We start from the raw sequence: 25,093 nt of genomic DNA, 5'->3' as shown, positions 1-25,093 counted from the left end.
CTCAGCCGCGCGTGAGGGTACGACGCAGGGCGCCGGCCCCGGGGACCCGACCGCGCAGGGGCGGGCTCCAGGTGCCGTGGCCGGCGACGTCCCAGCGGGCGAGCAACGTGTCCGCGGCCTGGAACCCGGTGGTGGCGGCGCGCTCCATGAGCGCGACGGGCAGCTCGCACCGGATGCCGTCACCGGCCAGGACGATCCGCGGGTCCGGCGTACACACCCCGGGGCGGGTGGCCCAGGGGTCGGTGCCGACCAGGGGGCAGTCCTCGCGCACGAGCAGCTCCTCGCCGAGCACCCGGGCGCCGTCGAGCTCGGGGTGCACCCGCAGCAGCTCGCGCCAGAGCACCTCGCGCAGCGCGGCCTCGTCGACGGCGAGGTCGCGGGTGAGGGAGTAGGCGTGCAGCTCGACGACGGACCCGCCGTGGCGCACGGCCCAGTCGCGGGCGCCGTCCTCGAGCATCTCCAGGAAGGAGATGTTGTCGAGGGGACCGAAGCCGCTGGTGCCGAGGAAGGGCGCGGCGTCGCGCGGGGCGGGACGGTCCAGCCACAACCGCCACACGCCGAACGGTGGGGCGTGGCCCAGTCCGGCGAGGCGCTCGCGCCAGGCCGGGTCGGAGGCGCCGAGCCAGGGTGCGCCGTCGACGAGCCGCTGCAGCGGCCGGCGGTCGGTCGCCACGACGACGGCGTCGACCTCGAGCACGCGTTCGTCGGTGACGACCACGACGGACTCCCCGCGCTCCTCGAGCCCGCGCACGGGGGAGTCGAGCGCCACGGAGGCGCCCAGCCGCTGCAGGTGCGCGGCCAGCGGCGACCAGAGCGCGGTGTCGAAGTCGTCGGCGGCGACGTCGAAGAGCAGGCCCTCGGCCGAGCCGAGGAAGTAGGTGTGGAACATCGCGACCAGCTCGCCGCCGGAGAAGTCCCGGGGGTCGGCGAAGAAGCTGCGCGCGAAGACCTCGAGCGCGAGGTGTCGCGCCCGGTCGGGGAAGCGCAGCCGGTCCAGCACGTCGGCGGCGCTGCGCCCGTCGAGGGCGGAGAAGGTGTCGGGGAAGGCGACGTCGAGCAGGCCGAGCGCCTCCGCCACGTCCACGCGGGCCAGGTCGCGCGCGGTGAAGGAGGGCGAGCGCAGCACGAAGCCCATGACGCTCCACGGCGGCGTGCGCGGGATGTGGGTGAAGGAGTCGCGCATGCCCTCGGCCGCGAGCAGCGGGTAGTCCTCGACGGCCCGCAGGGCGGTCAACGACGGGTCGGCACGGCGCAGCAGCGAGCGCAGGTTGTAGTACTGCCGGAAGAACGCGTGGAAGCCGCGACTCATCGCCACCGTCGAGCCGTCGACCTGGACCGGCCACGACGCCACCCGTCCGCCGAGCCGCGGGGTGGACTCCAGCAGCTCGACCCGCACGCCGCGCTCGGCCAGCGCCGTCGCGGCCGCGAGCCCGGCGATGCCGCCCCCGACGACGGCCACCCGGTGCCGCCCGCCGTCCTCGCGCAGGCCGGCCGGGGGAGCGGGCTGGTGCTCGGCGCGCCGGTCGCGGCCCGGGCGCCAGGCGCCGCGCGGGAGGCGGCCGCCGGCGGCGTACGGCGTGGTGAGGGCGGGGAGGAAAGAGCTCATCGAGGCCTCCGGGCGCGCCAGGTGTGCACCTGGCCGCGCTGCCAGCCCGACGCGGAGCGGTGCTCGACGCCGGTGAACCCGACCGCACGCAGCCGTCCGGCGAGGCCCTTGACGCCGTCGAAGTCCAGGACGCTGCGCCACAGGTAGCGGTAGATCGGGCTGCCGGGCGCGGTCACGAACCCCAGCGGGATCACGACCAGCCAGCAGGTCAGGTGCCAGGCCCAGGTGGCGACCCGGCTCTCGCGGACGCTGTAGTCGTGCACCACCAGCGCGCCGCCGTCGATCAGCACGTCCAGCACCTCGCCGAGCAGGCGGTCGCGGGAGCTCACGTTGCGCACGAGGTACGCCGCCAGCACGCCGTCCACGGGGCCGAGCTCGGCCCCGGTCAGCCGCTCGGCGTCGGCCTGGCGGAAGTCGACCCGGGCCAGCGCGGCCTTGCCGCGGGCCTGGTCGAGCATCCCGGCCGACCCGTCGATCCCGACGACCTCGGCATCCACGCCTGCGTCGTCCAGCGCACGCACGAGGGCCGCCGTCGAGGCGCCGGACCCGCAGCCGAGGTCCACCACCCGGGGGCGGCGGCCCGGCGTGTCGGGCAGCGCCTCCACGAGCGCACGCGCGGAGGACCGCAGCTGGGCGTGGTAGCCCGGGCTGAGCGCGACCATGAGGTCGTAGCTGCGCGCCACCCGGTCGAAGGCGGAGGGGACGGTGCCCCCGGCGAGCTCGGTCATGCGCGCTGCTCCTGTCGTGGTCCTGCCGTGCCCGTGGCGGGGCCCGAACCGGCCCCCGCGCGTCGCTCCTCGCGCCGCCCGGCGTGCACCCACAGCACCATCGCGAGGGTCACCATGCCGAACCCGAACGCGAAGTCCTCCACCGGGATGTCCCAGGGGGCGCGGATGCCGGTCATGTCGGCCTCGTTGTAGAGCACCAGCGGGTCCGACAGCTTGGTGAGCCAGCCGTCGACGGGGACCTGGAAGCCCATGACGATGGCCATCGCAAGCCAGTAGCGCCAGGTGCGCAGGATGCCGGTGCGCAGCCACAGCAGCTCGATCGCGAGCACGACCACGACCGAGACCAGCGCGGTCAGGGTGTAGATCCCCATCAGGCCACCTCCGCCCCGGTGCTGCCTGCCGGCGCGGGGCGCGGGCCGCCGCCGTGCGGCAGGTCCCGCAGGACCCGGCCGACCGGCTCGCCCGCACGCAGCCGGCCGAGCGCGGTGAGCACGTTGCCCACGGCCTCCAGCGTCAGCAGGCCGCAGATCGGCACCACGACGAAGAAGACCAGCTCCTCCAGCGGCATCTCGAAGGGCAGCAGGATGCCGGTCAGCTTCTCGTCGGAGTAGGACCAGGAACCCGCGGCGATCATCGCGATGTCCCAGATGCTGTAGGCCACCACGAGCGGTGCCATCGCCACCAGCAGCCGACGCGGCCGCCGCCACACGCGTGCCCCGAGCAGCAGCTCGAGGGGCAGCGTGATCAGCAGACACAGCCCCATGACGACGAGGTACTCCCCGCGTTCCATCCCCACTCCTCATCCACCGGCCCACCGGGACCCACGTCGACACTCTGCGGACAAGCGTCCCCGAGCGGACAACACCCCTACCTCACCCGGAGTGGGCTGGCGGTCGCGCCGTGAGGCTGTGTGGGCCCGGCCGAGCACCCGCCCGCGCTGGCCCGTGGTCGCCCGTGGTCGCCCGGGGCCGCCCTCCCGACCGGGTGCGAGGATTCCCCCGTGCTCGACCTGCTCCCCTCCGCCCTCCCCGCCACCGTCACCGCCACCCCGGCCCGCCTGCTGCGCCGCCTGCGCGGCGCGCCGTCGCCCGTCGCCGGCCGCACGGTCCTGGTCACGGGGGCCTCCTCGGGCATCGGCGAGCACACGGCGTACGCCGCCGCGCGGGCCGGTGCGACGGTGCTGCTCGTCGCCCGCCGGGCCGAGGAGCTGGAGCGGGTCGCGGAGCAGGTGCGGGCCCTGGGCGCACGTGCCTCGACGTACTCCTGCGACCTGACCGACGGCGAGGCCGTCGACGCGCTGGTGGTCCAGGTGCTGGCCGAGCACGGTGCGGTCGACCACCTGGTCAACAACGCCGGCCGCTCCATCCGTCGCTCCCTGTCCGAGAGCGCCGACCGCTTCCACGACGTGGAGCGGACGATGGCGATCAACTACTTCGGGCCCGTGCGGCTCACGATGGGGCTGCTGCCCGCCATGCGGGAGCAGGGCTTCGGGCACGTGGTCAACGTCGTGTCGTGGGGCGTGCAGATCAAGGCGCCCAAGTTCTCCGCCTACCTGGCCTCGAAGTCCGCGATCGACACCTGGGGCCGGATCCTGGCCCGCGAGGCGCGCTCGGACGGCGTGCACGTCACCAACATGCGCTTCGGGCTGGTGAAGACGCCGATGATCGCGCCCACCAAGGAGTACGAGAACCAGCGCGCCATGACCGCGGAGCAGGCCGGCCAGCAGGTGCTGCGGATCATGGAGGACCTGCCGCCCGCGTGGGGGCACCCCGTCGGCTACGTCGGCGAGGCGATGAACCTCGTCGCGCCCGGGCTGCTCGACGCCGTGATGCACCAGCTGCACCAGCGCATCCCCGACTCGCGGCGCTGACCGCCGGGGGCTACGACGCCTTCTTGGCCGCCGTCTTCTTGGCGACGGTCTTCTTGGCCGTCGACTTCTTCGCGGGCGCCTTCTTGGCCGCTGTCTTCTTCGCGGCGGTCTTCGTGGTCGACGACTTCTTCGCGGATGCCTTCTTGGCGGACTTCTTGGTGGCGGCCGGCTCGTCCGCGGACTCCCCGCGGCCCTTCTTGGCCGCGTCGACCGAGCGCTGCAGCGCGGCCAGCAGGTCGACGACCTCGCCGGAGGTCTTGGTGGACGTGGGCGTGCGCTCGACCTCGCCGCCCTCGATCTTGGCCTTGACCAGCGCCTCGACGGCGCCGGCGTAGTCGTCCTCGAACTCGGAGGCATCGAAGTCGCCGGCGAGGGTCTCGACGAGCATCCTGGCCATCTTGACCTCGGCGTCCTTGACCTCGCCGACCTCGACGGAGAAGTCCGGCACCCGCACCTCGTCGGGCCACATCATCGTCTGCAGCACGATGACGTCCCCGGCCTCGGTCTCGCGCACCCGCAGCACCGCCACGGTCGTCCTCTGGCGCAGCGCCACGGTCACGACCGCCATCCGGTCGGCCTCCTGCAGCGCCTGGCGCAGCAGGGCGTAGGGCTTGGCGCCGCTCTTCTCCGGCTCGAGGTAGTAGCTCTTCTCGAACAGCATCGGGTCGATCTGCTCGGTGGGCACGAACTTCTCGACCGCGATCTCGCGGGAGGAGGTCAGCGGCAGGTCGGCGAGGTCGTCGTCGGTGAGGACGACCATCTCGCCGTCCTCGGTCTCGTAGCCCTTGGCGATGTCGGAGTAGGGCACCTCCTCGCCGTCGAGGGAGCAGACCCGCTGGTACTTGATCCGCCCGCCGTCCTTGACGTGCACCTGCCGGAAGGAGACGTCGTGGGACTCGGTCGCGGCATAGAGCTTCACGGGGACGCTCACCAGCCCGAACGACACCGAGCCCTTCCAGATCGCACGCATGGTGCACAGTCTGACCCGTCCGAGCGGTGGAAGTCATCGCTCGACCGGTTGGGGCAGGATGGCGAGGGTGTCCGCCCCGCGTCCGATGCTCGCCACCAAGACCGACCACGTGCCGGTCGGGTCGGAGTGGTCGCACGAGGTGAAGTGGGACGGCGTACGGGTCCTGGCCGAGGTCCTCGACGGGCGCACGAGGCTCTGGAGCCGCAACGGCAACGAGGTCACCACCGCGTGGCCGGACGTCGCGGACGACCGTGACCGCCCGCGCGACCTGCTGGTCGACGGCGAGGTCATCGCCCTCAACGACCGCGGGCTCCCCGACTTCCGGGTGCTCCAGGACCGGATGCACGTGCGCAGCGCCCGCACGGCAGCCCGGCTTGCCGAGTCCCTCCCGGCGACCTACATGGTCTTCGACCTGCTCCGCCTCGACGGCGAGGACCTCACGGGCCTCCCGCTCGCCGAGCGCCGCTCGCGGCTGGCCGCGCTGGAGCTGGGCGGGTGGCAGGTGCCGACGGCGTACGACGACGGGGCGATGCTGCTGGAGGCGACCCGCGCCCAGGGGCTGGAGGGCGTGGTCAGCAAGCGCCTGGACAGCCGCTACGTGCCGGACTCCCGCAGCCCGCACTGGCGCAAGCTGGCCCACCGCCACCGCAGGTCGTACGTCGTGGGCGGCTGGCGCCCCCAGGAGGGGACGACCGACCGGCTCGCCAGCCTGCTCGTGGGCGAGCCGACCTCCGACGGCCTGCTCTACCGCGGCCGGGTCGGCAGCGGCATCGGCGGGAAGGTCTCGCGCCAGCTGGCCGAGGCCGTGGCGGACCTGACGCGCGGGTCGAGCCCGTTCGCCGACGAGGTGCCGCGGGCCGACGCGACGGGCACCACCTGGGTCGAGCCGGTGCTGGTGGTCGACGTCGACACGCACGGGGTCGGCTACGCGCGGCTGCGCCAGCCGTCGTACCAGGGGCTGCGTCCCGACCTGGACCCGAGCGCGCTGGCGGAGCAGTCGTGAGCGCCGCCGGTGAACGGATCCAGGTCGACGTCGAGGGCCGCACGCTCACGGTGAGCAACCTCGACAAGGTGCTCTTCCCGCGTACCGGCACGACCAAGGGCGAGGTGCTGCACTACTACGCGCAGGTCGCGCCGACGCTGCTGCCGCACCTCGCCGACCGGGCCGTGACCCGGATCCGGTGGCCGCACGGGGTCGAGGGGGAGAGCTTCTTCGAGAAGAACGTCCCGCAGGGCACGCCGTCGTGGGTGCGCACGGTCTCCGTCCCCACGACCGGATCGCGCGGCTCCTCGAGGCACGGCGACCGGCTGGTCTTCCCGGTGGTCGACGACCTCGCGACGCTCACGTGGCTGGTCAACCTCGCCGCCCTCGAGCTGCACGTCCACCAGTGGCGGGTGGGGCGCAACGGCCGGCCCCGCAACGCCGACCGCCTCGTCATCGACCTCGACCCCGGCGAGCCCGCGGCCCTGCACGAGTGCTGCCAGGTCGCGCTGCTGGTCCGCGACAAGCTCGCCGAGCGGGACCTGCCCGCGAGGCCGGTGCTCAGCGGCAGCAAGGGCCTGCACCTCTACGCCACGCTGCCCACGCGGCTGGCCGGCGAGGAGTCGACCGCCATGGCCAAGGAGGTCGCCGAGGAGCTGCAGGGCGAGCACCCGCGGCTGGTGACCGCCACCATGACGAAGGCGCGGCGCAGCGGCAAGGTGTTCCTCGACTGGTCGCAGAACGCCTCGTCCAAGACCACGATCGCGCCGTACTCCCTGCGCGGGCGCGAGAAGCCCATGGTCGCCGCCCCCGTCTCCTGGGCCGAGGTCGAGGCCGGCGCCGAGGCTGACGACGGCCTCGAACAGCTGCGGATGGAGGAGGTCCTGGAGCGGGTCGCGGACCTGGGGGACCTCTTCGCCTGACCGGTCCGCGGCTGACCGGGGTGCTCGAGCCGGCGCATCCTTCCGGAAGGACGCGCCGGTTCGGCTGTTACCAGACCGTGGAACGGGCGTGCAGGCGACGTGCACGCCCCGGGCAGCCGACTCCCTAGCGTGGAGACATGAGGCCGCACCACGTGAGACTCCTGGTCGTCCCGACCGCGGGCGCCGCGCTGCTGGGCGGTGTCCTGTGGCTCTCCGGCATCCCGCTGAGCAACGCCGGCGGCACCGACGAGGGGGTGCGGCTGGTCTCGGAGGGCACCGAGGCGACGCTGGTCGTCACCGACCTCGCGCCGGGGGAGTCCGCCGAGCGCAGCATCTCGATCAGCAACCCCGGCTCGGAGCCCACCCGGCTGTCGATGACCGAGCACGGCGACACCGTGGTCCCGAGCAGCGGTGTGGTCGAGGACGCCCTGCAGCTGGTCGTCGAGCGCGAGGGCGTGCGGTTGTACGCCGGCCCGATGGGTGCCATGAGCGACGTGGCTGCCGACCAGGGCTGGATCGCCGGGGGCAGTCGGGTGACCTTCACCTTCACCGTCTCCCTACCCGACGAGGCGCCGCCGCTGGCCTCCCGGGCCGAGCTGTCCTACACCTGGGAGACCGCCTCCTGAGCGCTGGTCGCGGCCGCGTCGTGCCGGCCCGACCGCTCGGGACCAAGGGCCCGCCCGGGCGGCCAGTCGTCAGGTGACCTGCGAGATCCCCTGTCCCCGTCCGGCCGGTGTCCTATTGTTCGGGCCATGGCTCAGCGGGTGCTCGTCGTCGAGGACGAGGAGGACATCGCGTTCCCCCTCGTGCGCACCCTCGAGCGCGAGGGGTACGACGTCGCCTGGGTCGACACCGGCCAGCGCGCGCTCGACGACGTGGCCGCCACCCCCACCGAGCTGGTCATCCTCGACCTCGGGCTGCCCGACATCGACGGGCTCGAGGTCTGCAAGCGCGCTCGTGAGGCCGGCTTCACCGGCGGGATCATGATCGTGACCTCGCGCGCCGGGGAGCTCGACCGGGTGGTCGGGCTCGACACCGGCGCCGACGACTACCTCTCCAAGCCGTTCGGCCTGGCCGAGCTGCAGGCGCGGGTGCGCGCCCTGCTGCGCCGGCTCAACGTGCCCGGGCGCGACGAGACCCACGGCGACCCCGACGGCCTGCACGTCGACGTCGCGGCCCGCCGGGTCTACGCCGGGCAGACCGAGGTGGCACTCACCGGCAAGGAGTTCGACGTCCTGAGCATCCTGGTCGCCAACCGGGACAAGGTCGTCTCCCGCGGCCGGCTGATGGCCGACGTGTGGGACGAGAACTGGTACGGCTCGACCAAGACCCTCGACGTGACCATCGGGCGGCTGCGGCAGAAGCTCGAGGGCGCCGGCGTCGGCGAGAAGGTCGTCGCCGTGCGCGGCGTCGGGTTCAGGCTGGAGTCGGTCCCGGCCTGAGCGGGCCTCCGGCGCTGCCGGGTCGCACCACCGCCAGCACCGCCTTCGCCAGCGAGCCCGCGAGGGCCTCGGGAGCGAGCGGCACGGGTGAGACCGCCTCGTCGTCGAACAGCGCCCGGCTCGTGCCGAGCGCGAAGAGCAGCCGCCACGCGGCCTCCGCGTCGGGGACCGGGCACCCGAAGCGCCCGCGCAGCCACTGCGTCACCGTCGCAGCGAGCCGGTGCGTGAAGGCCGTGCTGGCGGCCTCGAGCTCGGGGGAGTCGACCTCGACGAGGAAGGCGCGCATCCCGCCGCGGTGGCGCACGAAGAGGTCCACCGCCGCCGCGGCCAGCAGGGCCACGGCCCGCTCGTCGTCGGGCTCGGTGTCGGCCAGGGCGAAGGCCTGCGCCGTCTCGGCCTCGATCGTGCCCAGCACCCGGGACTGCGCGGCGAGCAGCAGCCCCTGCCGGTCGCCGAAGCGGTGGTAGAGGGAGCCGTTGCTGGTGCCCGCGGCCCGGGCGACCGCCGCCACGGTCACCGCGGCCGGCCCGCCCTCGTCGAGCAGCGCCAAGGTCGCGGCGAGCATCCGGTCGGCCGAGGACTCCGAGCGGGTCTGCAGCGGCGTACGCATGCGGGCACCCTAGCCAGAGTGGAGCGGTTGCTCTAGTTTGTCGTCCATGCGCGAGTTCCGAGTGCGGGGCAAGACGTTCGGCGGCGTGCCGCGGGACCACTGGCGGAAGGCCAACGAGCGGCTCGACCCCGAGACCGACTACCGCGAGATCTACCGCAACGCGGTGGCCCACGAGTTCCCCTGGGACATGAACCAGGCGCTCTCCTTCGCGCTCTTCCGCACCTACGCCGTGCCCGGCATCGGCGCGCTGCTTGACGCGACCGGCCAGTTCACCGGCGCGGTCCAGAAGAGGTACGACGACACCGCGCTGCTCCTCGAGGTGCCCGCCGAGAAGGGGTTCGAGGACCCCGAGGCGCGGGCCGCGATCCGCCGGATCAACCAGATGCACCGCGCCTACGACATCCCCGACCACGAGATGCGGTACGTGCTCTCGACCTTTGTGGTGGTGCCCAAGCGTTGGCTCGACGCCTACGGCAAGCGGCCCTTCACCGAGACCGAGCTGCGCGCCTCGGTGAACTACTACCGCGCCCTCGGCAGGCACATGGGCATCCCCGACATCCCCGAGACCTACGACGCGTTCGCGCACCTCATGGACTCCTACGAGCGCGCCCACTTCGCGTACGACGAGGGCTCGCGCCGGGTGGCCGACTCCACCCTCGGGCTGATGCTGACGTGGTACCCCAAGGTCGCCGGTCCGGCCGTCGACATCTTCTCCCGCGCCCTCATGGACGCGCCGCTGCGCGAGGCCCTGGGGTACGCCGCGCCCCCGCCGCGGGTCGAGAAGCTGATGCGTGGCGCGCTGCGTGCCCGCGGCCGGATGCTGCGGGTCTTCCCCGCCCGGATGACCGTGCAGGGTGTCGCCGACCTGCGCTGGGTCCGCTCCTACCCCGACGGCCACGACGTCACCCAGCTCGGCACCTTCCCCGTCCCCGGCGTCGCCGGCTGCCCCGTCCGTCACGATGCCACCGACGCCACCCCCGCCTGAGGCCGCCACCCGGTGACTCGGCGCCGGTTCGAGCGTGACTCGGCGCCGGTTGGAGCCTGACTCGGCGCTGGTTCGAGCCTGACTCGGCGCTGCCTCGAGCATCGGGCGCCGCCTCCCCCCGACAGGTGGGGGTCGGTCCGGGAGCCCCGGGCACCGGGTCCCCATGCCTCCGCCGACTCCCCGCCCTGCCGCCGTCCTCGTGACCGGTGCCTCCAGCGGCATCGGCCGCGCCACCGCCCTGGCCGCGGCGGAGCGCGGTGACGACCTGGTCCTGGTGGCCCGGTCGGAGAAGACCCTGCAGCAGGTCGCGACCGAGTGCCGCTTGCACGGTGCCGGGTCGGTGACCGTGCATGCCCTCGACGTCGGCGACGACGAGGCGGTCCGGGCGATGGTCGAGTCCGTCGTACGTCGGCACGGCCGGATCGACCTTGCGGTGCACGCCGCCGGCGTCGTCGCCTACGGCCGGATCGACCAGGTGCCGGCCGAGGTCTTCGACGGGGTCCTGCGCACCAACCTGCTCGGCTCGGCCAACCTCGCCCGTCACGTCGTCCCGGTGCTGCGGCGCCAGGAGCACGGGTCGCTGGTCCTGGTCGGCTCGGTCATCGGCCACATCCGGGTGCCCGGTATGGCGGCGTACGCGGTCTCCAAGCACGGCGTGCGCGCCCTGGCCGCCCACCTGCGCATCGAGAACCGCGACCTGCCCGGCGTCCGGATCGCCTACGCCGCGCCCGGGGGCGTCGACACCCCGATCTACCAGCAGGCCGCGTCGTACGCCGGGTTCGTCGGCCGGCCCCCGCCGCCGGTCTTCTCCCCGGAGCTGACCGCCCGCCAGCTGCTGCGCCGCGCCCACCGCGCCTGGCTGCCCGCCCAGCTGAACCCGGCCAACGAGCTGATCCGGTTCGGCGCCACCGCGCTGCCCTGGATCTACGACCGGCTGGTCGGGCCGCTTTTCGGCGTCATCGCCACCGACCTGACCCGGCCCACCGGCCCGACGACGGGCAACGTCCTGGAGCCGCGCGCCGCGGGCAACGCCCTGCGCGGGACCGCTGGACCGACCGTGGCCGGCGTCCTGGCCAACCTGCGCCGCCGGTTCGCCGGAGCCGCGCCGGCCGCCACGACCCCCGACGAGCACGTCCCGCACCCCCGCTCCGCCACCGACCCGGTGGTGGCGCGCACGAGCACGAGCGAGAGGAGCACGACATGAAGGCAGTCACCTGGCAGGGTCCCCGGAAGGTCTCGGTCGAGGAGGTGCCCGACCCCCGGATCGAGGAGCCGACCGACGCGATCATCAAGGTGACCACCACCGGCCTGTGCGGCTCGGACCTGCACCTCTACGAGCCGCTCGCGCCGTTCATGACGCCCGGCGACATCATCGGCCACGAGCCGATGGGCATCGTGGAGGAGGTCGGCAGCGCGGTCACGAACCTCAAGCCCGGCGACCGGGTCGTCGTGCCCTTCAACATCTCCTGCGGCTCGTGCTGGATGTGCGACCAGCAGCTCTACAGCCAGTGCGAGACCACGCAGAACCGCGACCAGGGCACCGGCGCCAAGCTGCTCGGCTACTCCAGCCTCTACGGCGCGGTGCCGGGCGGGCAGGCGGAGTACCTCCGCGTGCAGTTCGCCGACTTCCTGCCGGTCAAGGTGCCCGAGGGGCCCTCCGACGACCGGTTCGTCTACCTCTCCGACGTGCTGCCGACCGCCTGGCAGGGCGTCGAGTACGCCGACCTGCCGAAGGACGGCACGCTGCTGGTCATCGGCGCCGGACCTATCGGCGACATGGCCGCGCGGATCGCGATGCACCGCGGCCACCGGGTGATCGTGGTCGACCGGGTGCCCGAGCGGCTGGCCCGTGTGGCCGCCCGCGGAGCCGAGACGATCAACCTCGACGAGGTCGACTCGGTCGGGGAGGAGGTCCGCTCGCGCACCACCGGCGGCCGCGGCCCCGACTCCGTGCTCGAGGCGGTCGGCATGGAGGCGCACGGAAACCCCGTCGCCGAGACCGCCGCCAAGATGGTCGGCCTACTGCCCGACGCGCTGGCCAAGCCGCTGATGAAGAACGCCGGCATCGAGCGCCTTGACGCCCTGCACACGGCCATCGACGCCGTACGCCGCGGCGGCACCGTGTCGGTCTCCGGCGTCTACGGCGGGCAGCTGGACCCGATGCCGATGATGACGATGTTCGACAAGCAGATCCAGCTGCGGATGGGCCAGGCCAACGTACGCCGCTGGACCGACGACATCCTGCCGCTGCTCCTCGACGACGAGGACCCGCTGGGCACCGAGGGGTTCGCGACGCACCGCATGCCCCTCGACGAGGCACCGGAGGCCTACGCCCACTTCCGGGCCAAGGAGGAGGGCATGGTCAAGGTCGTCTTCACCCCCTGATCCCCGCAGAGGGGCACCGGCGCGTGGCGTCGAGGTGGGGGTCGTGGTGCCACGACGCGCGCCGACGCGTCCACGGGCCTCGACCCGCACCTCGACCCCGGGGCCGTCGCGCACGGCTCGTCGACGGTTGAGGACCGGGGTCCGGTGGTAGACCGCGGGTGCGGCCAGACTGGCGACCCCACCCCGGAGGACCCGATGAGCGAGATGCACGTGTCCCCGGCCGACATGCGCTCCGCCGCCGCAGCACTCTGCTGCGTGTCGCGGGCGGCCCCTCCGCGGCGTGTCGCCCCGGCGCGCCCCCGGCTGCCACGTGCCGTGGCCGCCGGACTCCTGGTCGGCCTGCTGGCCGGGTGCTCCGAGGCCCCCGAGGAGCCGGCCGGCCCGACCGGGACCGGCTCGGCGACCGGGACCGGCGCCGAGGACGTGCCCTTCCAGCTGGTGCTCGACGACCAGCTGTCGGTGAGCCCCGACGGCGAGCGGGTGCTCGCCGACTGCTGGAACGGCATCTGCACCTGGGACGCCTCGACCGGGGCCCTGACCCTGGTCCCCGACCGCAACCAGGTCGCCGTGGCACCGGACTGGTCGCGGGTCGCCACCGTGAGCGGCGGCACCGTGGTGCTCCAGCCGCTGGAGGCCGAGGGCCCCGAACAGACCCTCGAGGGGCTCGAGGACGCCGAGGTCACGGACGCGTCGCCGGTGACCGCGGTCGCGTTCAGCCCCGACGGCAGCCGGGTCGCCGCGGCCGGCCCCGGCGCCGAGGTGCTGGTCTGGTCGGTGGAGGAGGGCGAGGTCGTGGCGAGCATGACGGCGTCGTACGCGCCCGAGGAGCTGGCCTTCAGCCCCGACGGCACCCGGCTGGCCACCGCCGGCGGCGGTCCGGTCGAGGTGCACGACCTGGCCGCCGAGGAGGTCCTCGAGCTGGGTAACGGTCTCTCCCCGGCGGTGGCGTGGAGCCCCGACGGTCGCCGGCTGGCCGGGGCGGGCGACGACGGCGTGCCGGTCGTCTGGGACGCCGCGGACGGCACCGAGGTCGCGCGGCTGCCGGGGGTCCGCCTGCACGACCTCGCGTTCTCGCCCGACTCCACGACCCTCGCGCTCACCGCGCTCGACACGACCGTGGTCCGGCTGTGGACCGTCGGCGGCGGGGCGGCCGACCTGGGCGGCGCGGAGGTGACCGAGCTGGTCGGTCACCTCGACGAGCCCGGGGCCCTGGCCTTCGCCCCAGACGGCGCGACGCTCTACTCCGTGGCAGCCGACGACGGCGTCCTGGCCTGGACGCTGGGCAGAGGTCGACCCCAGGCCTTCGAGGTCCCGGAGGGTCGCTGACCCTCGGGCTGGAGGTCCTGTCCGGCACCAGGTGCCGGACAGGACCTCCAGCTCGTGCCGGGCCGGGCTCAGTCGTCCACGGAGGTCGAGCCCTCGCCCTCCGCGCTGACCAGCGCCTCCTCGGGGCCGCCCGGGATCGCGAGCGGCAGGTCGAGCGGGGCGGTGAGGCGGACGTAGACACTGCTGGTCGCGGCATCGACCCGCACCGACCAGCGCAGCCCGGGGTACTCCTCGAACGCGCGCACCTGCCGCAGGTAGTCCGCCACCCCGGCGCGTGCCGCCGCCAGGTCCACGGGCAACTCGTCGGCCGGCACGCCCTGGGTGTAGGTGCTGCGCCCGCTGGCGCCCGCGTCGGCTCCCGACAAGGCGGCGCCGTCGGCCAGGGTGCTCAGGCCCGATCGCTGCAGGTACGCCGCGGTCGCATCGGTCACCAGCGCGATCCCGAGCGCGAGCACCACGGCGAACCCGACGATCAGCGGTGTTACCGAGCCGCGGTCGGTGCGTCGACGGGCGGCTGGGTCGAGGTGCGGCTCGAGGTGTGGGTCGAGGTGTGGGTCGAGGCCCCACGACGCGCTCCTGCGCGTGCTCATGCCTCGACCCGCACCTCGACTCCGGCCTCGACCCAGGTCTCGACCCCGGGGGCCGGCGGCGGTCACGGTGCCTCCACCTCCTGGAACCGCCCGATCGGCACGGTGTGCGTCGCGTCGAGGGCGAACGTCGGCTGCCCGGCCCCCAGCACGTCGGGCAGCAGCGGGAGATCCACCTGGGTGCCGACTACCACGGTGATCACCGAGGTGCCGCTGTGGCAGGCGGGCGGCGTGGTGCAGCTGACCCGGACGTCCAGCGGCGCGTCCTCGAGGCCCTGGTCGGCCAGCGCCTGGCGGGCCGCCGCCTCGGCCCGGGAGCGGCCCAACGCGTCCTCGCCGGCCAGGGCGTACGCGCGGGCAGCCGAGCGGGCTGCGGCCTCGACCGAGAAGGCACCGCGCTGCACCTCGAAGACGCTCAGCACGATCCACAGCATCGGCAGCAGCAGGAGGACGCCGAGCCACACCACCTCGATGAGCGCGCTGCCCTGCTCGTCGCTGCGCCGCCCCGCAGGGACGGCCCGGAGGTGGCCTCCCGACCTCCCGGCTGCGTCGTGGCTGCCCGCCGTGGTCGCGACCCCCGTGCGCGCCCGACGTCCTGCGTGTCCCGGGCGTCCCTCAGTCGCCGTACGTCGGGCACGCCTGCGACCCGGGAACCAGGCGTGGCTCACGGCTGGACCTCCTGCACGGCGTGCCCGTCGACCTGCAGGTCGACGCCGGGACCTCCGAGCCCGAGGGCGGGCACGGAGGCGCGGACCGTCACGACGACCGTGGGTGCGCCGTCGATGCTGACGACCCGGGCGTCGACGTCCTCGGCGAACCGGGCCGCAAGTGCCCCGGCGATCTGCTCGCGGGTGCGGGCGACACCGTCGGCAGGACCGCGGCCGACCGTGGCGGCGTACCGCGCTCCGTCGGAGGCCGCGGCGGTGAGCGTGTTGCGCACCAGCAGGACCAGCGAGACCTGCATGACGCCGAGGACGAGCGGCACCAGCACCACGACGACCAGCACGAAGTCGACGACGGCGGCGCCGCCCTCGGACCGGGTGCGGCGTCGGGTGCCGGGCACTACTGGACCTGGTTGAGCGCCCGGCGCAGCAGGGAGGCCAGCTCGTCCTGGGCGACGGTGGTGAGTGCCGCGACCAGCCCGGCCGTCATGACGGTCACGAGCACCCAGCCCGGCACGTCGCCGCGGTCGTCACGGGACCGGGCGGAGGGCAGGGCGCCGACCAACGTCAGCACCAAGAGCTGCAGGTGGGTCATGGGACTTCCTTCCGAGAGGGCGTGAGCAGGAGGGGGTGAGTCAGGGGGCGGTGAGGCTGAGCCCGACCAGGCCGGGCCAGAAGGCGAAGAGCACGGTCACCGGCAGCACGAGGAAGACGACGGGCACCATCATCAGCACCTCGCGCCGGGCGGCGGTCTCGATCAGCTCCCGGCGTCCGGCCTCGCGGACGTCCGCGGCCTGCGCGTGGAGGACGTCGGCCAGCGGCGTACCCCGCTCGACGGCGACCGCGACGCCCTGGGCGAAGCGGGCGACGACGGGGACGCCGGTGGTGGCAGCGAGCCGGTCGAAGGCGGCGCCGACCGGCTCGCCGGTGCGGATCGCGGCGAGCACGGCGCCGAGGTCGCGGCTCAGCTCGCCGCGCGAGCGTTGGACGACCCGGTCGAGGGCGCCGACCGGGCTCTCGCCCGCGGCCACCGAGAGGGCGAGGAGCTCGGCGATGGTGGGGAACTCCGCGACGATCCGGCGCTCGCGGGTGCGCACCTGGGAGGTCAGGTGGGTGTCGCGGGCCAGCACCCCGAAGGCGAAGGCGACGAGCGAGACGAGGGCGTGACCGAGGACCCCGCCGTTGCCGCCCAGGGTGCGCAGCAGCCCCCAGGCCGCGGTGGTGCCGAGGCCGACGAGCCCCCAGACGACCTGCTGGACCCGGAAGTCCTGGACGGTCAGGTCGAGACCAGCGCGCTCGATGCGCCGCCGCACCGAGGTCGCCCCGCCGAGGACCCGCTCCACGCTGTCGGCGAGGGTCCGGAGCACGGGGCCGTAGACGGCGACGGCTGCGCCGAGGAGCGGTGAGCCGTCGGTCCGACGAGGGGTCGGCCGGGAGCCCACCTGCGGCAGGTCGCGGACGTAGGGCAGCACCCGGTCGGAGAGCTGGGCGCGACCCATCACCCGCAGCCGCGCCACGACGAGGAGCAGCCCGGCGCCGGCGGCGGCACCGAGCAGAGCGCCCCACCACGCGGGGGTCACGAGAGGATCCTCTGCTCGACGGGGAGCCGGCCCAGGCGCATCATCAACCGGTAGGCGACCAGGCAGAGCGCGGCACCGACGGCGAGGACGACGACCCCGGCGCCCGAGGCGTAGCGGCGGATCACCTCCGTCTGGAAGGACATCAGCAGCAGGACCAGCCACGGTGCGGCCACGGCGAGCCGGGCCCCGTTGACGGTCCAGGCCTGCCGCGACTCCAGCTCCGAGCGGGTGCGGGCGTCGTCGCGGAGGTAGCCCGAGAGGTTGCGCAGCAGCCGGCCGAGGTCACCGCCACCGACGTCGCGGGCCACCCGGAGGCTCTCGCACACCCGGTCGCCGACCGGGTCGGCCAGCCGGACCTTGAGCCGGTCGAGGCAGTCGCCGAAGCGCCCGCTCACCTGGTAGTCCAGCCCGAAGGCGGTGAAGGCGTCCCGCAGCGGGACCGGGCCGCGCTCGCCGAGCGCGGCGAGCGCGTCCGGCAGCGACATGCCCGCGCGGACGGCCGAGGCGAGGTTGTCCACGGCGTCGGGCCAGACCTCGGCGAGCTCGCGCTGGCGGCGTACGGCGCGACCGCGCACGACCGCGACCGGGAGGTAGGCGGCGATCAGCCCGAAGGCGATCGCGACCGTGGGGGTGCGGGAGGCGACCTGGACGACGAGCGCCGCCGAGGTGCCGCTGATCGCGCAGAGGGCGGCCAGGGCGCCGGGCGTCACGCCGCCGAGCCCGGCGGCGGCCAGCGTGCGCTGCCAGCGTCCCGACCGCGGGGCCTCGGCGTCGCCGGAGCGCGTCGCCCGGGGTACGGCGAAGGCCGACCAGACCAGCAGCAGCCCGACCCCCACGCCGAGCCCGACCAGCGCACCCATCAGCCGGCCTCCCCGAGGAGCAGCCGGAGGTCGAGGCCGACCCGCTCGAAGCGCTCCGGTCGAGGCGGGCTGCCGTGGGCGCGGCGCAGCTCGCCGTCGCGTCGCACGAAGACCGGCTCGGACTCGATGACACCGCCCTCGACCCGGCCGGGCACGGCCACGATCTCCTGGACCTGCCGGTGACCGCGCGGGTCGAGGCCGAGGTGCACGACGAGGTCGACGGAGCTGGCGACGGTGGGCACGACGAATCGGTCGGAGATGTTCTCGCCGGCCAGCAGCGGCAGGAGACACATCTTCACCAGCGCCTCGCGCGCGGAGTTGGCGTGCAGCGTGCACATGCCCGGGAGGCCGGCGTTGAGCGCGAGGACCAGGTCGAGGCACTCCTCGGCGCGCACCTCGCCGACGATGATGCGCGAGGGCCGCATGCGCAGGCTCTCCTTGACCAGGTCGCGCAACCGGATCTCGCCGGTGCCCTCGAGGCCTGACTGCCGGGTCTGGAGCGCCACGTGGTCCGGGTGCGGGAAGCGGAGCTCGTAGACCTCCTCGGCGCTGACCACGCGCTCGCCGCCCGGGACGGCCGCAGCGAGGCAGTTGAGCATGGTGGTCTTGCCGGCCTGGGTTCCTCCGGTGACCAGGATGTTGAGCCCGGCGCGCACGGAACCCTCCAGGAAGGCGGCGGCCTGGGGCGTGAGGCTGCCCAGCTCGACGAGGTCGGACAGCCGCGCTGCGCGCAGCACGAACTTCCGGATGTTGACCGCCGAGAAACCGCGCGAGATGCCTTCGAGCACCACGTGCAGCCGGTGGCCCTCGGGGAGCATGGCGTCGACGAAGGGGCGGGACAGGTCGATGCGGCGGCCGCTCGACTTGAGCATCCGCTCGACGAGCTCGTCGACCTGGGCGCGGGTGAGCACGAGGTTGGTGAGCTCGTGCCGGCCGCGGCGCGCGACGAAGACCCGGGAGGGGTCGTTGATCCAGATCTCCTCGACGGTGGGGTCCTCGAGGAGCGGCTGGAGCGGGCCGAAGCCGCTGACCCGGGCGAGCAGCTCACCGACCATCGCGCCGGGGTCGGCCAGCGGGGCGACGGCGCCGGTGAGGCTGCGGTCGTCGTGGCGGCGCACGACACCCTCGGCGAGCCGGCGCACGACGTCGGCGTCGCGCTGGGGGTCCACGCCCTCGGCGCGCACCAGGGCCCGGAGCTCCTGGTCGAGCCCCTCGACCAGCGCGTCGTGGGTCGAGTGGGTGCCGCTGGCGGGGGCGGCGCCGCGGCGGTCGTCGCGCGCATCGCTGCGCCGACCGGCGTACGCCGAGGCAGGGCTCACTGCCATGGCCGCTCCGTTCCCGAGATGGATGAAGGTGCCGTCGAGGCTAGGTGCTCGCAGGTCTACCCAGGGCGGGCCGGGCTCAATCTGTGGATAACCGGCTCGTTCGTGTTCGGGGTTGTCCGGGATCCGCCGGAAGGGCGCCGCCAGGCCTTGGGTTCCGCGACGCTGGCGGCCCCCCACGTCAGGAGAATCAATGCGTCCCACGCTCCGCATCCTGCTGCTCGGCCTCGCCGCCAGCCTGCTGGCCACCGGCCTCACTGTCCCCGCGGCGTCGGCGACCGTCCCGTCGGTCGCCGAGGAGCCCAGCCGGTCAGCGCTCGAGCGGGGCAAGGCGCTCAGCATCAGCGCACCGGGTGTCTCCTGCGAGTGCGGAGGTGCCGGGTACCTGTGGGGCTGGTCGGTGGTGTTCTTCTTCGTCGAGGGCACCCGTCCTGGCCACACCTACAAGACCGTCGTCACCGGCGGCGGTGAGAGGCAGACGGCCCCGGTCGACGGCGTCGTCGCGATCCTGCCACGCAGCACCTTCGGGTGGGTGGAGGGACGGACCTACCGCTTCGTGGTCCACGAGTTCAAGCGGAAGAAGCTGGTTCGCTCCACGGAGCCTCGGAGGTACACCATCCCGATCCCAGTGCAGCACCCCGACCGAGCCGTCATCGACAGCGTCGACGCCGCAGGGACCAGCTACCTCGTGGCCGGGCGCACCCACACGGTGACCTTCGAGGGGGCGTGGGGCGCTGGCGTGCAGTTCGCGAAGGGCATCGACCGCTGGATCGCCGCCGACGGGACCTTCGGGGGCTACTACGAGGACGAGGACTACCCGTTGCCCTGGACCGAGGGGGCGGCAGAGCCCGCGCTCACCCTGACGCCGACCGAGGACCAGGTAGGTCAGAAGTGGAACGTGCTCGTGGTCGGTTCCCGGCCCCAGCCCCGTGACATCCCCCGGCAGGGCGTGCTAGCAGGAGACCCGGTGCCGGGCTCGGAATGGGGATACAACTTCTTCGTCGAGGTGATCTCCGAGGAGCAGGCTGGCGAGCTCGAGGGGTGAGCGTGACGCGTTACCGGATCGCCCGGCCGTGCCCGGTCCGGCGCTAGTCGAGCGTCATCGCCGCGAGGAGGCCGCCCAGGACGCCGACGACCGGGGGCAGGACCGCACGCACCCGTGCGCTCGTCGAGGTCGCGCGCCTCAGGTCGAGCAGCGTCCACGCCACGAGGACCGCCCCTAGGGCCACGACCAGCACGCGCGCCGTCGTCGTCATGATCCCTCCTGCTGGAACACGGGGCCGTGTCGTCCGGGGGCCATGCTGCCCACTACTGCCCGGTTCATGCCTGCCGGGTGGCCGAGGTGAGTGGGAGGGGCCAGGGCCTCAGCCCGCGGCCAGCAGCTCCCGCACGCGCGGGATGACCTCGGTGCCGTAGAGCCGGATCGACTCCATCCGCTGCTCGTGGGGCAGCGAGCCGACGGCGTACTTCAGCTGGAAGCGCGAGAGGCCCAGCGAGCGCACCGCCCAGGCGATCTTCTGCGCCACGGTCTCGGGAGAGCCGACGAAGATCGAGCCCTCGGGCGAGGCGCCCTGGTCGAAGGTCGTGCGGGAGTAGGGGCCCCAGCCGCGCTCGCGACCGATCCTCCCGAACGCCTCGGCCTGGTGCGGGAACATCTGCTCGCGCGCCAGCTCGTCGGTCGCGGCGACGTGGCCGGGGGAGTGCATCCCGATGGGCAGCAGCGGCCGGCCGTACTCCTCCAGCGCGCGCCGGTAGAGGTCGGCGAACTGCACGAAGCCCGCGGGGGAGCCGCCGATGACGGCCAGCACCAGCGGGAAGCCGTACGCCGCCGCGCGGATCACCGACTGGGGCGTGCCGCCCACCGCGATCCACGCCGGCAGCCCAGCCTCTGTGCGGGGGAAGACCTCCTGCTGCTCCAGGGGCGGGCGGATGCTGCCGCGCCAGGTCAGCGGCTGCTCCTGCTGCAGGTGGGCGAAGAGGTCGAGCTTCTCGTGGAACAGCACCTCGTAGTCCGACAGCTCGTGGCCGAAGAGCGGGAAGGACTCGGTGAACGAGCCGCGGCCCAGCTGCGCCTCGGCGCGGCCGTGGCTGAGTGCCGCGAGGGTGGAGAAGCGCTGGAAGACCCGGATCGGGTCGTCGGAGGAGAGCACGGTCACGCCGGTGCCGAGCCGGATCCGCTCGGTCTGCCCGGCGATCGCGGCGAGCACCACGTCGGGCGCACTGACGGCGTAGTCCTCGCGGTGGTGCTCCCCGAGACCGAGGTAGTCCACCCCGACCTGGTCGGCCAGCACGCCCTCGGCGACGACCTCGCGCAACGCCTCGGCCTGCGAGCGCCAGCCGCCGTCGGCGGTCATGCCGGTGTCGCCGAAGGTGTCCAGGCCGAACGTCGGGTGCTCGGGCGTGCCCAGCACGGCGGGGTCGAAGGGCGGGTCGACGGGCGTCGGGGGAGTCGTGGCCATGCCCGCCACAACCAGGCGGGGCTGGTCGGTGTTCCGCGGCCAGGGCTCTGTCGAACCACATAGTTCGACACCAGCGACCGCTCGGTCTCCCTCGCGGGGCGGCCCACGACCCTGCTCGAGGGCAACAGCTTCGGTGTGGACGTCGACGCCGCAGCCGACGCGCTGCGGATCGTCGGCGACCGCGGCCAGAACCTGCGCTACGCCTTCGCCACCGGTACGACGACCGAGGACGCGCCCCTCAACAGCGAGGTCGACGGGGCCTCGCCCACGCAGCGACCCTCCAGCCCGACCCCCTGGAGCCGGCACCGGCTCGGGCGGCGGGGTGAAGCGGCCGACGAGCCGGATGGGAGAGCCTGGCCCGGTCATGGCAGCAGACCTCGTTTACCTCGTCGCAGGCCTGAGCCTCATCCTCGCCGTCGTGCTGCCGGCGGTGCTGCACCGCGCGCCCGTCACCTCGCCGATGCTGCTCATCGGGCTGGGGATGCTGCTCGGCCTGACCCCGCTGCCCGACGGGCTGCCCCTCGACCCGCAGGACAACCGCGCCGCGATCGAGCACGTCACCGAGCTGACGGTGATCGTCGCCCTGATGGGCGTGGGACTGGCGATCGACCGGCCGCTGTCGCTGCGCCGTCGGAGCTCCTGGCGAGCCTGGTCACCGACGTGGCGGCTGCTCGGGGTCGCCATGCCGCTCTCGATCACCACCGTGGCACTGCTCGGCTGGGCCCTCGGCGCAGCCCCGGCCGTGGCGCTGCTGCTCGGTGCCGTGCTGGCTCCCACCGACCCCGTGCTCGCCTCCGACGTCCAGGTCGGCGGCCCCAGCGTCACCGAGGACGAGGAGGACACCGAGGCCGAGACCGAGAGCGACGAGGTGCGGTTCGCCCTGACCTCCGAGGCCGGCCTCAACGACGGCCTGGCGTTCCCGTTCGTGTACGCCGCGATCCTGCTCGCCGGCGGCAGCGCCGTGGACTGGGGTGCCCGCTGGGTCGCCTGGGAGCTGCTCGCCAAGGTCGTCATCGGTGTCGCCGCGGGCATCGCGGTCGGCGCGCTGCTGGCCCGCGTCGCGTTCCGCTCCGACAACCCCGCGCTGCGCGTGGCCGACCGCGGGGAACCCCTGCTGGCGGTGGCGGCCCTGGTGACGGCGTACGGCGTCGGGGAGGTCGCCCAGGGCTACGGGTTCCTTTCCGTCTTCGTCTGCGCCATGACGATCCGGGCCGCGGAGCGGCGGCACTCCTACCACCGCGACATGCACGAGGTCGTGGAGCGGCTGGAGCGGCTGCTGACCCTCTTCGTGCTGCTGGTGCTCGGCATCGCGCTCACGCGCGGACTGCTCGAGGCCCTGGACTGGCGCGGCGTCCTGGTAGGGGTGGCCCTGATCGCGGTGCTGCGTCCGACGGCGGCGTGGCTGGCGCTCAGCGTGCGACCGGCCGGGGAGGAACCCGGCCGGTTGCTGCCGGGGGAGCGGATCGCCACGGCGTTCTTCGGGGTCCGCGGCGTCGGGTCGGTCTACTACCTGGCCTACGCCGGCGGCGAGGTCGAGGCGTTCCAGGACGACTGGCTCTGGTCGACGGTCGGGTTCACCATCGTGCTCTCCGTCGTCGTGCACGGCGCGCTTGCCGGACCGGTGATGGCGCGGCTGGAGTGCCTTCGAGCCGGGCCGACAGGTGCCGACCCCGGTGACAACGGCCAGGGTGCGGAGTAGGGGAGGTTCTTCAAGGCCGCGGGTCCGCACGAGACGTCCGCGAAGCCCGGCAGGAGCAGAGCGGCGCTGCCGGCAAGGGAATCACCCCCGGCCAGGTCACCGACGACGGACCGGCCACCGGCGGGGGCCAGGACGCCGGCCAAGGCTCCATCGGGGTCCAGGAAGGCGACCCACGAAGTCCGGGTGCTGTCCCTGGCCGCAGGGAGCCGGAGGACCTGCGCGATCGCGGACGGTGACCTACCGTGGTGACGTGCGTCTCGTCTCGGTGTCCCTGCTTCTCGCCTTCACGGCACTGCTCGCTCCTGCGCCGGGCGCAGCTGCACGCACCGCCGCGGACTTCGAGTCAGCGGTCCATGCGGCGACGAACACGGTCCGCGTCGACCACGACCTAGGGAAGCTGCGCAAGAAGGGCTGCATCGACCGGTTCGCCAACCGCCAGGCCAAGAAGATGGCGACCGAGGGCGAGATGTTCCACCAGGACCTCGGCCCCATCACGGACAAGTGCGGCCTCACCATGGTCGGGGAGAACGTCGCCTACGGGTTCACCAAGGCCGGCACCCTGATCAAGGCCTGGATGGACTCACCCGGCCACCGTGCCAACATCCTCACGCCCGGGTACCGCCAGCTCGGGGTTGGGGCGCGCAAGAGCGACGAGGGCGTCTGGTACGTCGCGCAGGTGTTCGGCCGCAAGTAGGGCTCCGCGGCGCGGGGTCGTAGGCTGCCTGCTTGTGGCAGGCCCCGATTACGACGTCGAGATCAAGCAGCTCCAGGCGACCATGCGCACCATCGAGCAGGTGCTCGACCTGGACGCGATGAAGGCCGAGATCACCGACCTCGGCGAGCAGGTCGCCGCGCCCGACCTCTGGGACGACCAGGCCAACGCCACTCGCGTGACCGGCCGGCTCTCCGACCTCCAGGGCCAGGTCGAGCGCTTCGAGGCGCTCTCCGGTCGGATCGAGGACCTCGGCATCCTCGTCGAGCTCGGCACCGAGGAGGGCGACGCCGACTCGCTGGCCGAGGCCGAGCGCGAGCTGGGCAAGATCAGGACCGCGGTCGAGAGCCTGGAGGTCCGCACCCTGCTCAACGGCGAGTACGACGCCCGCGAGGCGATCGTGACCATCCGCTCCGGCGCCGGTGGCGTCGACGCCGCCGACTTCGCCGAGATGCTCATGCGGATGTACACCCGCTGGGCCGAGCGCAACAAGTACCCCGTCGAGGTCTACGACGTCTCCTACGCCGAGGAGGCCGGCATCAAGTCGGCCGAGTTCGCGATCCACGCCCCCTACGCCTACGGCACGCTCTCGGTCGAGGTCGGCACCCACCGCCTCGTGCGGATCAGCCCCTTCGACAACCAGGGCCGCCGCCAGACCTCCTTCGCCGCCGTCGAGGTCGTGCCCCAGCTGGAGCAGACCGACGAGATCGAGATCGACGAGAACGAGGTCCGCACCGACGTCTTCCGTTCTGGCGGCCCGGGCGGCCAGTCGGTCAACACCACCGACTCCGCAGTGCGCCTCACGCACATCCCCACCGGCATCGTCGTGTCCTGCCAGAACGAGAAGTCGCAGCTGCAGAACAAGGCCGCCGCGATGATCGTCCTCAAGGCCAAGCTGCTGGCGAAGAAGAAGGCCGAGGAGGCCGCGCTCAAGAAGGACCTCAAGGGCGACGTCGCCGCCAGCTGGGGCGACCAGATGCGCAACTACGTGCTGAACCCTTACCAGATCGTCAAGGACCTGCGCACCGGCTACGAGTCCGGCAACCCGCAGCCGATCTTCGACGGCGAGATCGAGGGCTTCCTCGAGGCCGGTATCCGCTGGCGCCGCAGCGCCGACAAGGCCGGCGCCGAGGGCTGAGCCCGCTCCCGGCGTACGACGGGGGCCAGGCGTGTGGGGCGCACCCGCGCGCCTCCTCGCGACCCCCGCGGGGCGCGCGCCGGGTGGTGACAGCGCTCTGTGTGGAGTTCCGGTTCAAGCAGGTGGCTGTTGGGCTTTGCCTGATGGGTGTTGGGACGTGGCGGGCACGGGGGTGCCCGGAGCGGTGCTCAGGTGGTCAGTGCGTTGTTGTGAAGTCGCTGGAGGTTGACGGCTGCTGCTGCGAGGT

28 protein-coding genes and 1 pseudogene are annotated in these 25,093 nt (G+C 73.6%); 14 read left to right on the top strand and 15 right to left on the bottom strand.

Annotated features, from left to right (window positions below):
* Window position 1: 1 nt before the first annotated feature.
* Genes Q1V71_RS10350 through Q1V71_RS10335 form a run of 4 tightly spaced genes read right to left on the bottom strand, consistent with a single transcriptional unit; the run spans window position 2 to window position 3,124 of the window.
* A complete protein-coding gene (locus Q1V71_RS10350; protein ID WP_300643539.1) occupies window positions 2-1,606 on the bottom strand; it encodes an FAD-dependent oxidoreductase in 1,605 nt (534 codons plus the stop codon).
* A complete protein-coding gene (locus tag Q1V71_RS10345) occupies window positions 1,603-2,334 on the bottom strand; it encodes a class I SAM-dependent methyltransferase (RefSeq protein WP_300643538.1) in 732 nt (243 codons plus the stop codon). Before Q1V71_RS10345 ends, Q1V71_RS10350 begins: the two co-directional genes overlap by 4 nt.
* A complete protein-coding gene (locus tag Q1V71_RS10340; protein WP_300643536.1) occupies window positions 2,331-2,705 on the bottom strand; it encodes a lycopene cyclase domain-containing protein in 375 nt (124 codons plus the stop codon). Before Q1V71_RS10340 ends, Q1V71_RS10345 begins: the two co-directional genes overlap by 4 nt.
* A complete protein-coding gene (locus tag Q1V71_RS10335) occupies window positions 2,705-3,124 on the bottom strand; it encodes a lycopene cyclase domain-containing protein (RefSeq protein WP_300643534.1) in 420 nt (139 codons plus the stop codon). Before Q1V71_RS10335 ends, Q1V71_RS10340 begins: the two co-directional genes overlap by 1 nt.
* A 210-nt stretch (window positions 3,125-3,334) precedes the next feature.
* Here Q1V71_RS10335 and Q1V71_RS10330 point away from each other — a divergent pair, with 210 nt between their 5' ends.
* Window positions 3,335-4,204 carry an SDR family NAD(P)-dependent oxidoreductase gene (locus tag Q1V71_RS10330; protein WP_300643532.1) on the top strand — a complete coding sequence of 290 codons (870 nt, stop codon included), beginning with the start codon at window positions 3,335-3,337 and terminating at the stop codon, window positions 4,202-4,204.
* 10 nt (window positions 4,205-4,214) lie between these two features.
* Here the strand turns inward: Q1V71_RS10330 and Q1V71_RS10325 are convergent, their stop codons facing one another.
* Entirely contained in the window at window positions 4,215-5,174 is a 960-nt protein-coding gene (locus Q1V71_RS10325) for a Ku protein (protein ID WP_300643530.1), read from the bottom strand.
* Window positions 5,175-5,241: 67 nt separating this feature from the next.
* On the opposite strand from Q1V71_RS10325, the gene ligD (Q1V71_RS10320) reads away from it, so the two are divergent.
* The 4 genes from ligD (Q1V71_RS10320) to Q1V71_RS10305 all read left to right on the top strand — a co-directional run bounded on the left by ligD (Q1V71_RS10320) (window position 5,242) and on the right by Q1V71_RS10305 (window position 8,521).
* Complete coding sequence (gene ligD, locus Q1V71_RS10320) at window positions 5,242-6,177, top strand: non-homologous end-joining DNA ligase (RefSeq protein ID WP_300643528.1); 936 nt, start codon at window positions 5,242-5,244, stop codon at window positions 6,175-6,177.
* Complete coding sequence (gene ligD / locus Q1V71_RS10315; protein WP_300643526.1) at window positions 6,174-7,079, top strand: non-homologous end-joining DNA ligase; 906 nt, start codon at window positions 6,174-6,176, stop codon at window positions 7,077-7,079. The genes ligD (Q1V71_RS10320) and ligD (Q1V71_RS10315) overlap by 4 nt, the downstream gene beginning before the upstream one ends.
* Before the next feature lie 137 nt (window positions 7,080-7,216).
* Window positions 7,217-7,705, top strand: a complete 489-nt coding sequence (locus Q1V71_RS10310; protein ID WP_300643525.1) for a hypothetical protein — start codon at window positions 7,217-7,219, stop codon at window positions 7,703-7,705.
* 126 nt (window positions 7,706-7,831) lie between these two features.
* Window positions 7,832-8,521 carry a response regulator transcription factor gene (locus Q1V71_RS10305; protein WP_300643523.1) on the top strand — a complete coding sequence of 230 codons (690 nt, stop codon included), beginning with the start codon at window positions 7,832-7,834 and terminating at the stop codon, window positions 8,519-8,521.
* Here the strand turns inward: Q1V71_RS10305 and Q1V71_RS10300 are convergent.
* On the bottom strand, window positions 8,496-9,131 hold the full coding sequence (locus Q1V71_RS10300) for a TetR/AcrR family transcriptional regulator (RefSeq protein WP_300643521.1): 636 nt from the start codon (window positions 9,129-9,131) through the stop codon (window positions 8,496-8,498). The two genes, Q1V71_RS10305 and Q1V71_RS10300, sit on opposite strands and share 26 nt — an antisense overlap.
* 46 nt (window positions 9,132-9,177) lie before the next feature.
* On the opposite strand from Q1V71_RS10300, the gene Q1V71_RS10295 reads away from it, so the two are divergent.
* The 4 genes from Q1V71_RS10295 to Q1V71_RS10280 all read left to right on the top strand — a co-directional run bounded on the left by Q1V71_RS10295 (window position 9,178) and on the right by Q1V71_RS10280 (window position 13,827).
* Window positions 9,178-10,116 (top strand): oxygenase MpaB family protein, encoded by a 939-nt coding sequence (locus Q1V71_RS10295; RefSeq protein ID WP_300643519.1) that lies wholly within the window; start codon window positions 9,178-9,180, stop codon window positions 10,114-10,116.
* A gap of 163 nt (window positions 10,117-10,279) precedes the next feature.
* The gene (locus tag Q1V71_RS10290) at window positions 10,280-11,320 is read left to right on the top strand and encodes an SDR family oxidoreductase (RefSeq protein ID WP_300643517.1); all 1,041 of its coding nucleotides are present in this window, start codon (window positions 10,280-10,282) and stop codon (window positions 11,318-11,320) included.
* Entirely contained in the window at window positions 11,317-12,501 is a 1,185-nt protein-coding gene (locus Q1V71_RS10285) for a zinc-dependent alcohol dehydrogenase (protein WP_300643515.1), read from the top strand. The genes Q1V71_RS10290 and Q1V71_RS10285 overlap by 4 nt, the downstream gene beginning before the upstream one ends.
* Before the next feature lie 195 nt (window positions 12,502-12,696).
* Window positions 12,697-13,827 carry a hypothetical protein gene (locus tag Q1V71_RS10280; protein WP_300643513.1) on the top strand — a complete coding sequence of 377 codons (1,131 nt, stop codon included), beginning with the start codon at window positions 12,697-12,699 and terminating at the stop codon, window positions 13,825-13,827.
* A gap of 68 nt (window positions 13,828-13,895) precedes the next feature.
* Here Q1V71_RS10280 and Q1V71_RS10275 read toward each other — a convergent pair whose 3' ends face one another.
* The 7 genes from Q1V71_RS10275 to Q1V71_RS10245 form a co-directional block, all read right to left on the bottom strand.
* The gene (locus Q1V71_RS10275; protein WP_300643511.1) at window positions 13,896-14,417 is read right to left on the bottom strand and encodes a Tad domain-containing protein; all 522 of its coding nucleotides are present in this window, start codon (window positions 14,415-14,417) and stop codon (window positions 13,896-13,898) included.
* A 62-nt stretch (window positions 14,418-14,479) separates the two neighbouring features.
* Entirely contained in the window at window positions 14,480-15,082 is a 603-nt protein-coding gene (locus Q1V71_RS10270) for a hypothetical protein (RefSeq protein ID WP_300643509.1), read from the bottom strand.
* Window positions 15,079-15,477, bottom strand: a complete 399-nt coding sequence (locus Q1V71_RS10265) for a TadE/TadG family type IV pilus assembly protein (protein WP_300643507.1) — start codon at window positions 15,475-15,477, stop codon at window positions 15,079-15,081. Before Q1V71_RS10265 ends, Q1V71_RS10270 begins: the two co-directional genes overlap by 4 nt.
* Complete coding sequence (locus Q1V71_RS10260) at window positions 15,477-15,671, bottom strand: hypothetical protein (RefSeq protein ID WP_300643505.1); 195 nt, start codon at window positions 15,669-15,671, stop codon at window positions 15,477-15,479. Before Q1V71_RS10260 ends, Q1V71_RS10265 begins: the two co-directional genes overlap by 1 nt.
* A gap of 40 nt (window positions 15,672-15,711) precedes the next feature.
* Window positions 15,712-16,656 (bottom strand): type II secretion system F family protein, encoded by a 945-nt coding sequence (locus Q1V71_RS10255; RefSeq protein WP_300643503.1) that lies wholly within the window; start codon window positions 16,654-16,656, stop codon window positions 15,712-15,714.
* Window positions 16,653-17,516, bottom strand: coding sequence for a type II secretion system F family protein (locus tag Q1V71_RS10250; RefSeq protein ID WP_300643501.1), 864 nt, complete (start codon window positions 17,514-17,516; stop codon window positions 16,653-16,655). The genes Q1V71_RS10255 and Q1V71_RS10250 overlap by 4 nt, the downstream gene beginning before the upstream one ends.
* Window positions 17,516-18,841, bottom strand: coding sequence for a CpaF family protein (locus Q1V71_RS10245; RefSeq protein WP_300643500.1), 1,326 nt, complete (start codon window positions 18,839-18,841; stop codon window positions 17,516-17,518). Before Q1V71_RS10245 ends, Q1V71_RS10250 begins: the two co-directional genes overlap by 1 nt.
* A 190-nt stretch (window positions 18,842-19,031) precedes the next feature.
* Here Q1V71_RS10245 and Q1V71_RS10240 point away from each other — a divergent pair, with 190 nt between their 5' ends.
* A complete protein-coding gene (locus Q1V71_RS10240) occupies window positions 19,032-19,883 on the top strand; it encodes a hypothetical protein (RefSeq protein ID WP_300643498.1) in 852 nt (283 codons plus the stop codon).
* Between the two features lie 43 nt (window positions 19,884-19,926).
* Here the strand turns inward: Q1V71_RS10240 and Q1V71_RS10235 are convergent, their stop codons facing one another.
* Together Q1V71_RS10235 and Q1V71_RS10230 are read right to left on the bottom strand one after the other, a co-directional pair.
* A complete protein-coding gene (locus Q1V71_RS10235; RefSeq protein WP_300643496.1) occupies window positions 19,927-20,094 on the bottom strand; it encodes a hypothetical protein in 168 nt (55 codons plus the stop codon).
* Between the two features lie 108 nt (window positions 20,095-20,202).
* Window positions 20,203-21,297: an LLM class flavin-dependent oxidoreductase gene (locus Q1V71_RS10230; protein ID WP_300643494.1), complete on the bottom strand. Its 1,095-nt coding sequence runs from the start codon at window positions 21,295-21,297 to the stop codon at window positions 20,203-20,205.
* A gap of 99 nt (window positions 21,298-21,396) precedes the next feature.
* Between Q1V71_RS10230 and Q1V71_RS20045 the strand changes: the two are divergent.
* From Q1V71_RS20045 to prfB, 4 genes and pseudogenes are all read left to right on the top strand, one after another.
* Window positions 21,397-21,558 (top strand): annotated as a pseudogene (locus Q1V71_RS20045) (DUF4394 domain-containing protein); the annotation flags it as partial.
* A gap of 103 nt (window positions 21,559-21,661) precedes the next feature.
* Complete coding sequence (locus Q1V71_RS10225) at window positions 21,662-22,996, top strand: cation:proton antiporter (RefSeq protein WP_300643492.1); 1,335 nt, start codon at window positions 21,662-21,664, stop codon at window positions 22,994-22,996.
* A 250-nt stretch (window positions 22,997-23,246) separates the two neighbouring features.
* Window positions 23,247-23,690: a CAP domain-containing protein gene (locus Q1V71_RS10220; RefSeq protein WP_300643490.1), complete on the top strand. Its 444-nt coding sequence runs from the start codon at window positions 23,247-23,249 to the stop codon at window positions 23,688-23,690.
* A gap of 34 nt (window positions 23,691-23,724) precedes the next feature.
* On the top strand, window positions 23,725-24,846 hold the full coding sequence (gene prfB, locus Q1V71_RS10215; protein WP_300643488.1) for a peptide chain release factor 2: 1,122 nt from the start codon (window positions 23,725-23,727) through the stop codon (window positions 24,844-24,846).
* The last annotated feature ends 247 nt before the right edge of the window (window positions 24,847-25,093 follow it).

The organism is Nocardioides sp. (genome assembly GCF_030149505.1).
Lineage (GTDB): Bacteria > Actinomycetota > Actinomycetes > Propionibacteriales > Nocardioidaceae > Nocardioides.
Note: the sequence above shows the minus strand (reverse complement) of the source record. Positions and strands in the feature narration are given on the sequence as shown.

What these genes read in the sequence shown, in the direction of transcription:
- Q1V71_RS10350 (WP_300643539.1), bottom strand. Translation starts at nt 1,606, where the DNA reads ATGAGCTCTTTCCTCCCCGCCCTCACCACGCCGTACGCCGCCGGCGGC.
- Q1V71_RS10345 (WP_300643538.1), bottom strand. Translation starts at nt 2,334, where the DNA reads ATGACCGAGCTCGCCGGGGGCACCGTCCCCTCCGCCTTCGACCGGGTG.
- Q1V71_RS10340 (WP_300643536.1), bottom strand. Translation starts at nt 2,705, where the DNA reads ATGGGGATCTACACCCTGACCGCGCTGGTCTCGGTCGTGGTCGTGCTC.
- Q1V71_RS10335 (WP_300643534.1), bottom strand. Translation starts at nt 3,124, where the DNA reads ATGGAACGCGGGGAGTACCTCGTCGTCATGGGGCTGTGTCTGCTGATC.
- Q1V71_RS10325 (WP_300643530.1), bottom strand. Translation starts at nt 5,174, where the DNA reads ATGCGTGCGATCTGGAAGGGCTCGGTGTCGTTCGGGCTGGTGAGCGTC.
- Q1V71_RS10310 (WP_300643525.1), top strand. Translation starts at nt 7,217, where the DNA reads ATGAGGCCGCACCACGTGAGACTCCTGGTCGTCCCGACCGCGGGCGCC.
- Q1V71_RS10305 (WP_300643523.1), top strand. Translation starts at nt 7,832, where the DNA reads ATGGCTCAGCGGGTGCTCGTCGTCGAGGACGAGGAGGACATCGCGTTC.
- Q1V71_RS10300 (WP_300643521.1), bottom strand. Translation starts at nt 9,131, where the DNA reads ATGCGTACGCCGCTGCAGACCCGCTCGGAGTCCTCGGCCGACCGGATG.
- Q1V71_RS10295 (WP_300643519.1), top strand. Translation starts at nt 9,178, where the DNA reads ATGCGCGAGTTCCGAGTGCGGGGCAAGACGTTCGGCGGCGTGCCGCGG.
- Q1V71_RS10290 (WP_300643517.1), top strand. Translation starts at nt 10,280, where the DNA reads ATGCCTCCGCCGACTCCCCGCCCTGCCGCCGTCCTCGTGACCGGTGCC.
- Q1V71_RS10285 (WP_300643515.1), top strand. Translation starts at nt 11,317, where the DNA reads ATGAAGGCAGTCACCTGGCAGGGTCCCCGGAAGGTCTCGGTCGAGGAG.
- Q1V71_RS10280 (WP_300643513.1), top strand. Translation starts at nt 12,697, where the DNA reads ATGAGCGAGATGCACGTGTCCCCGGCCGACATGCGCTCCGCCGCCGCA.
- Q1V71_RS10275 (WP_300643511.1), bottom strand. Translation starts at nt 14,417, where the DNA reads ATGAGCACGCGCAGGAGCGCGTCGTGGGGCCTCGACCCACACCTCGAC.
- Q1V71_RS10260 (WP_300643505.1), bottom strand. Translation starts at nt 15,671, where the DNA reads ATGACCCACCTGCAGCTCTTGGTGCTGACGTTGGTCGGCGCCCTGCCC.
- Q1V71_RS10250 (WP_300643501.1), bottom strand. Translation starts at nt 17,516, where the DNA reads ATGGGTGCGCTGGTCGGGCTCGGCGTGGGGGTCGGGCTGCTGCTGGTC.
- Q1V71_RS10245 (WP_300643500.1), bottom strand. Translation starts at nt 18,841, where the DNA reads ATGGCAGTGAGCCCTGCCTCGGCGTACGCCGGTCGGCGCAGCGATGCG.
- Q1V71_RS10240 (WP_300643498.1), top strand. Translation starts at nt 19,032, where the DNA reads ATGCGTCCCACGCTCCGCATCCTGCTGCTCGGCCTCGCCGCCAGCCTG.
- Q1V71_RS10235 (WP_300643496.1), bottom strand. Translation starts at nt 20,094, where the DNA reads ATGACGACGACGGCGCGCGTGCTGGTCGTGGCCCTAGGGGCGGTCCTC.
- Q1V71_RS10230 (WP_300643494.1), bottom strand. Translation starts at nt 21,297, where the DNA reads ATGGCCACGACTCCCCCGACGCCCGTCGACCCGCCCTTCGACCCCGCC.
- Q1V71_RS10225 (WP_300643492.1), top strand. Translation starts at nt 21,662, where the DNA reads ATGGCAGCAGACCTCGTTTACCTCGTCGCAGGCCTGAGCCTCATCCTC.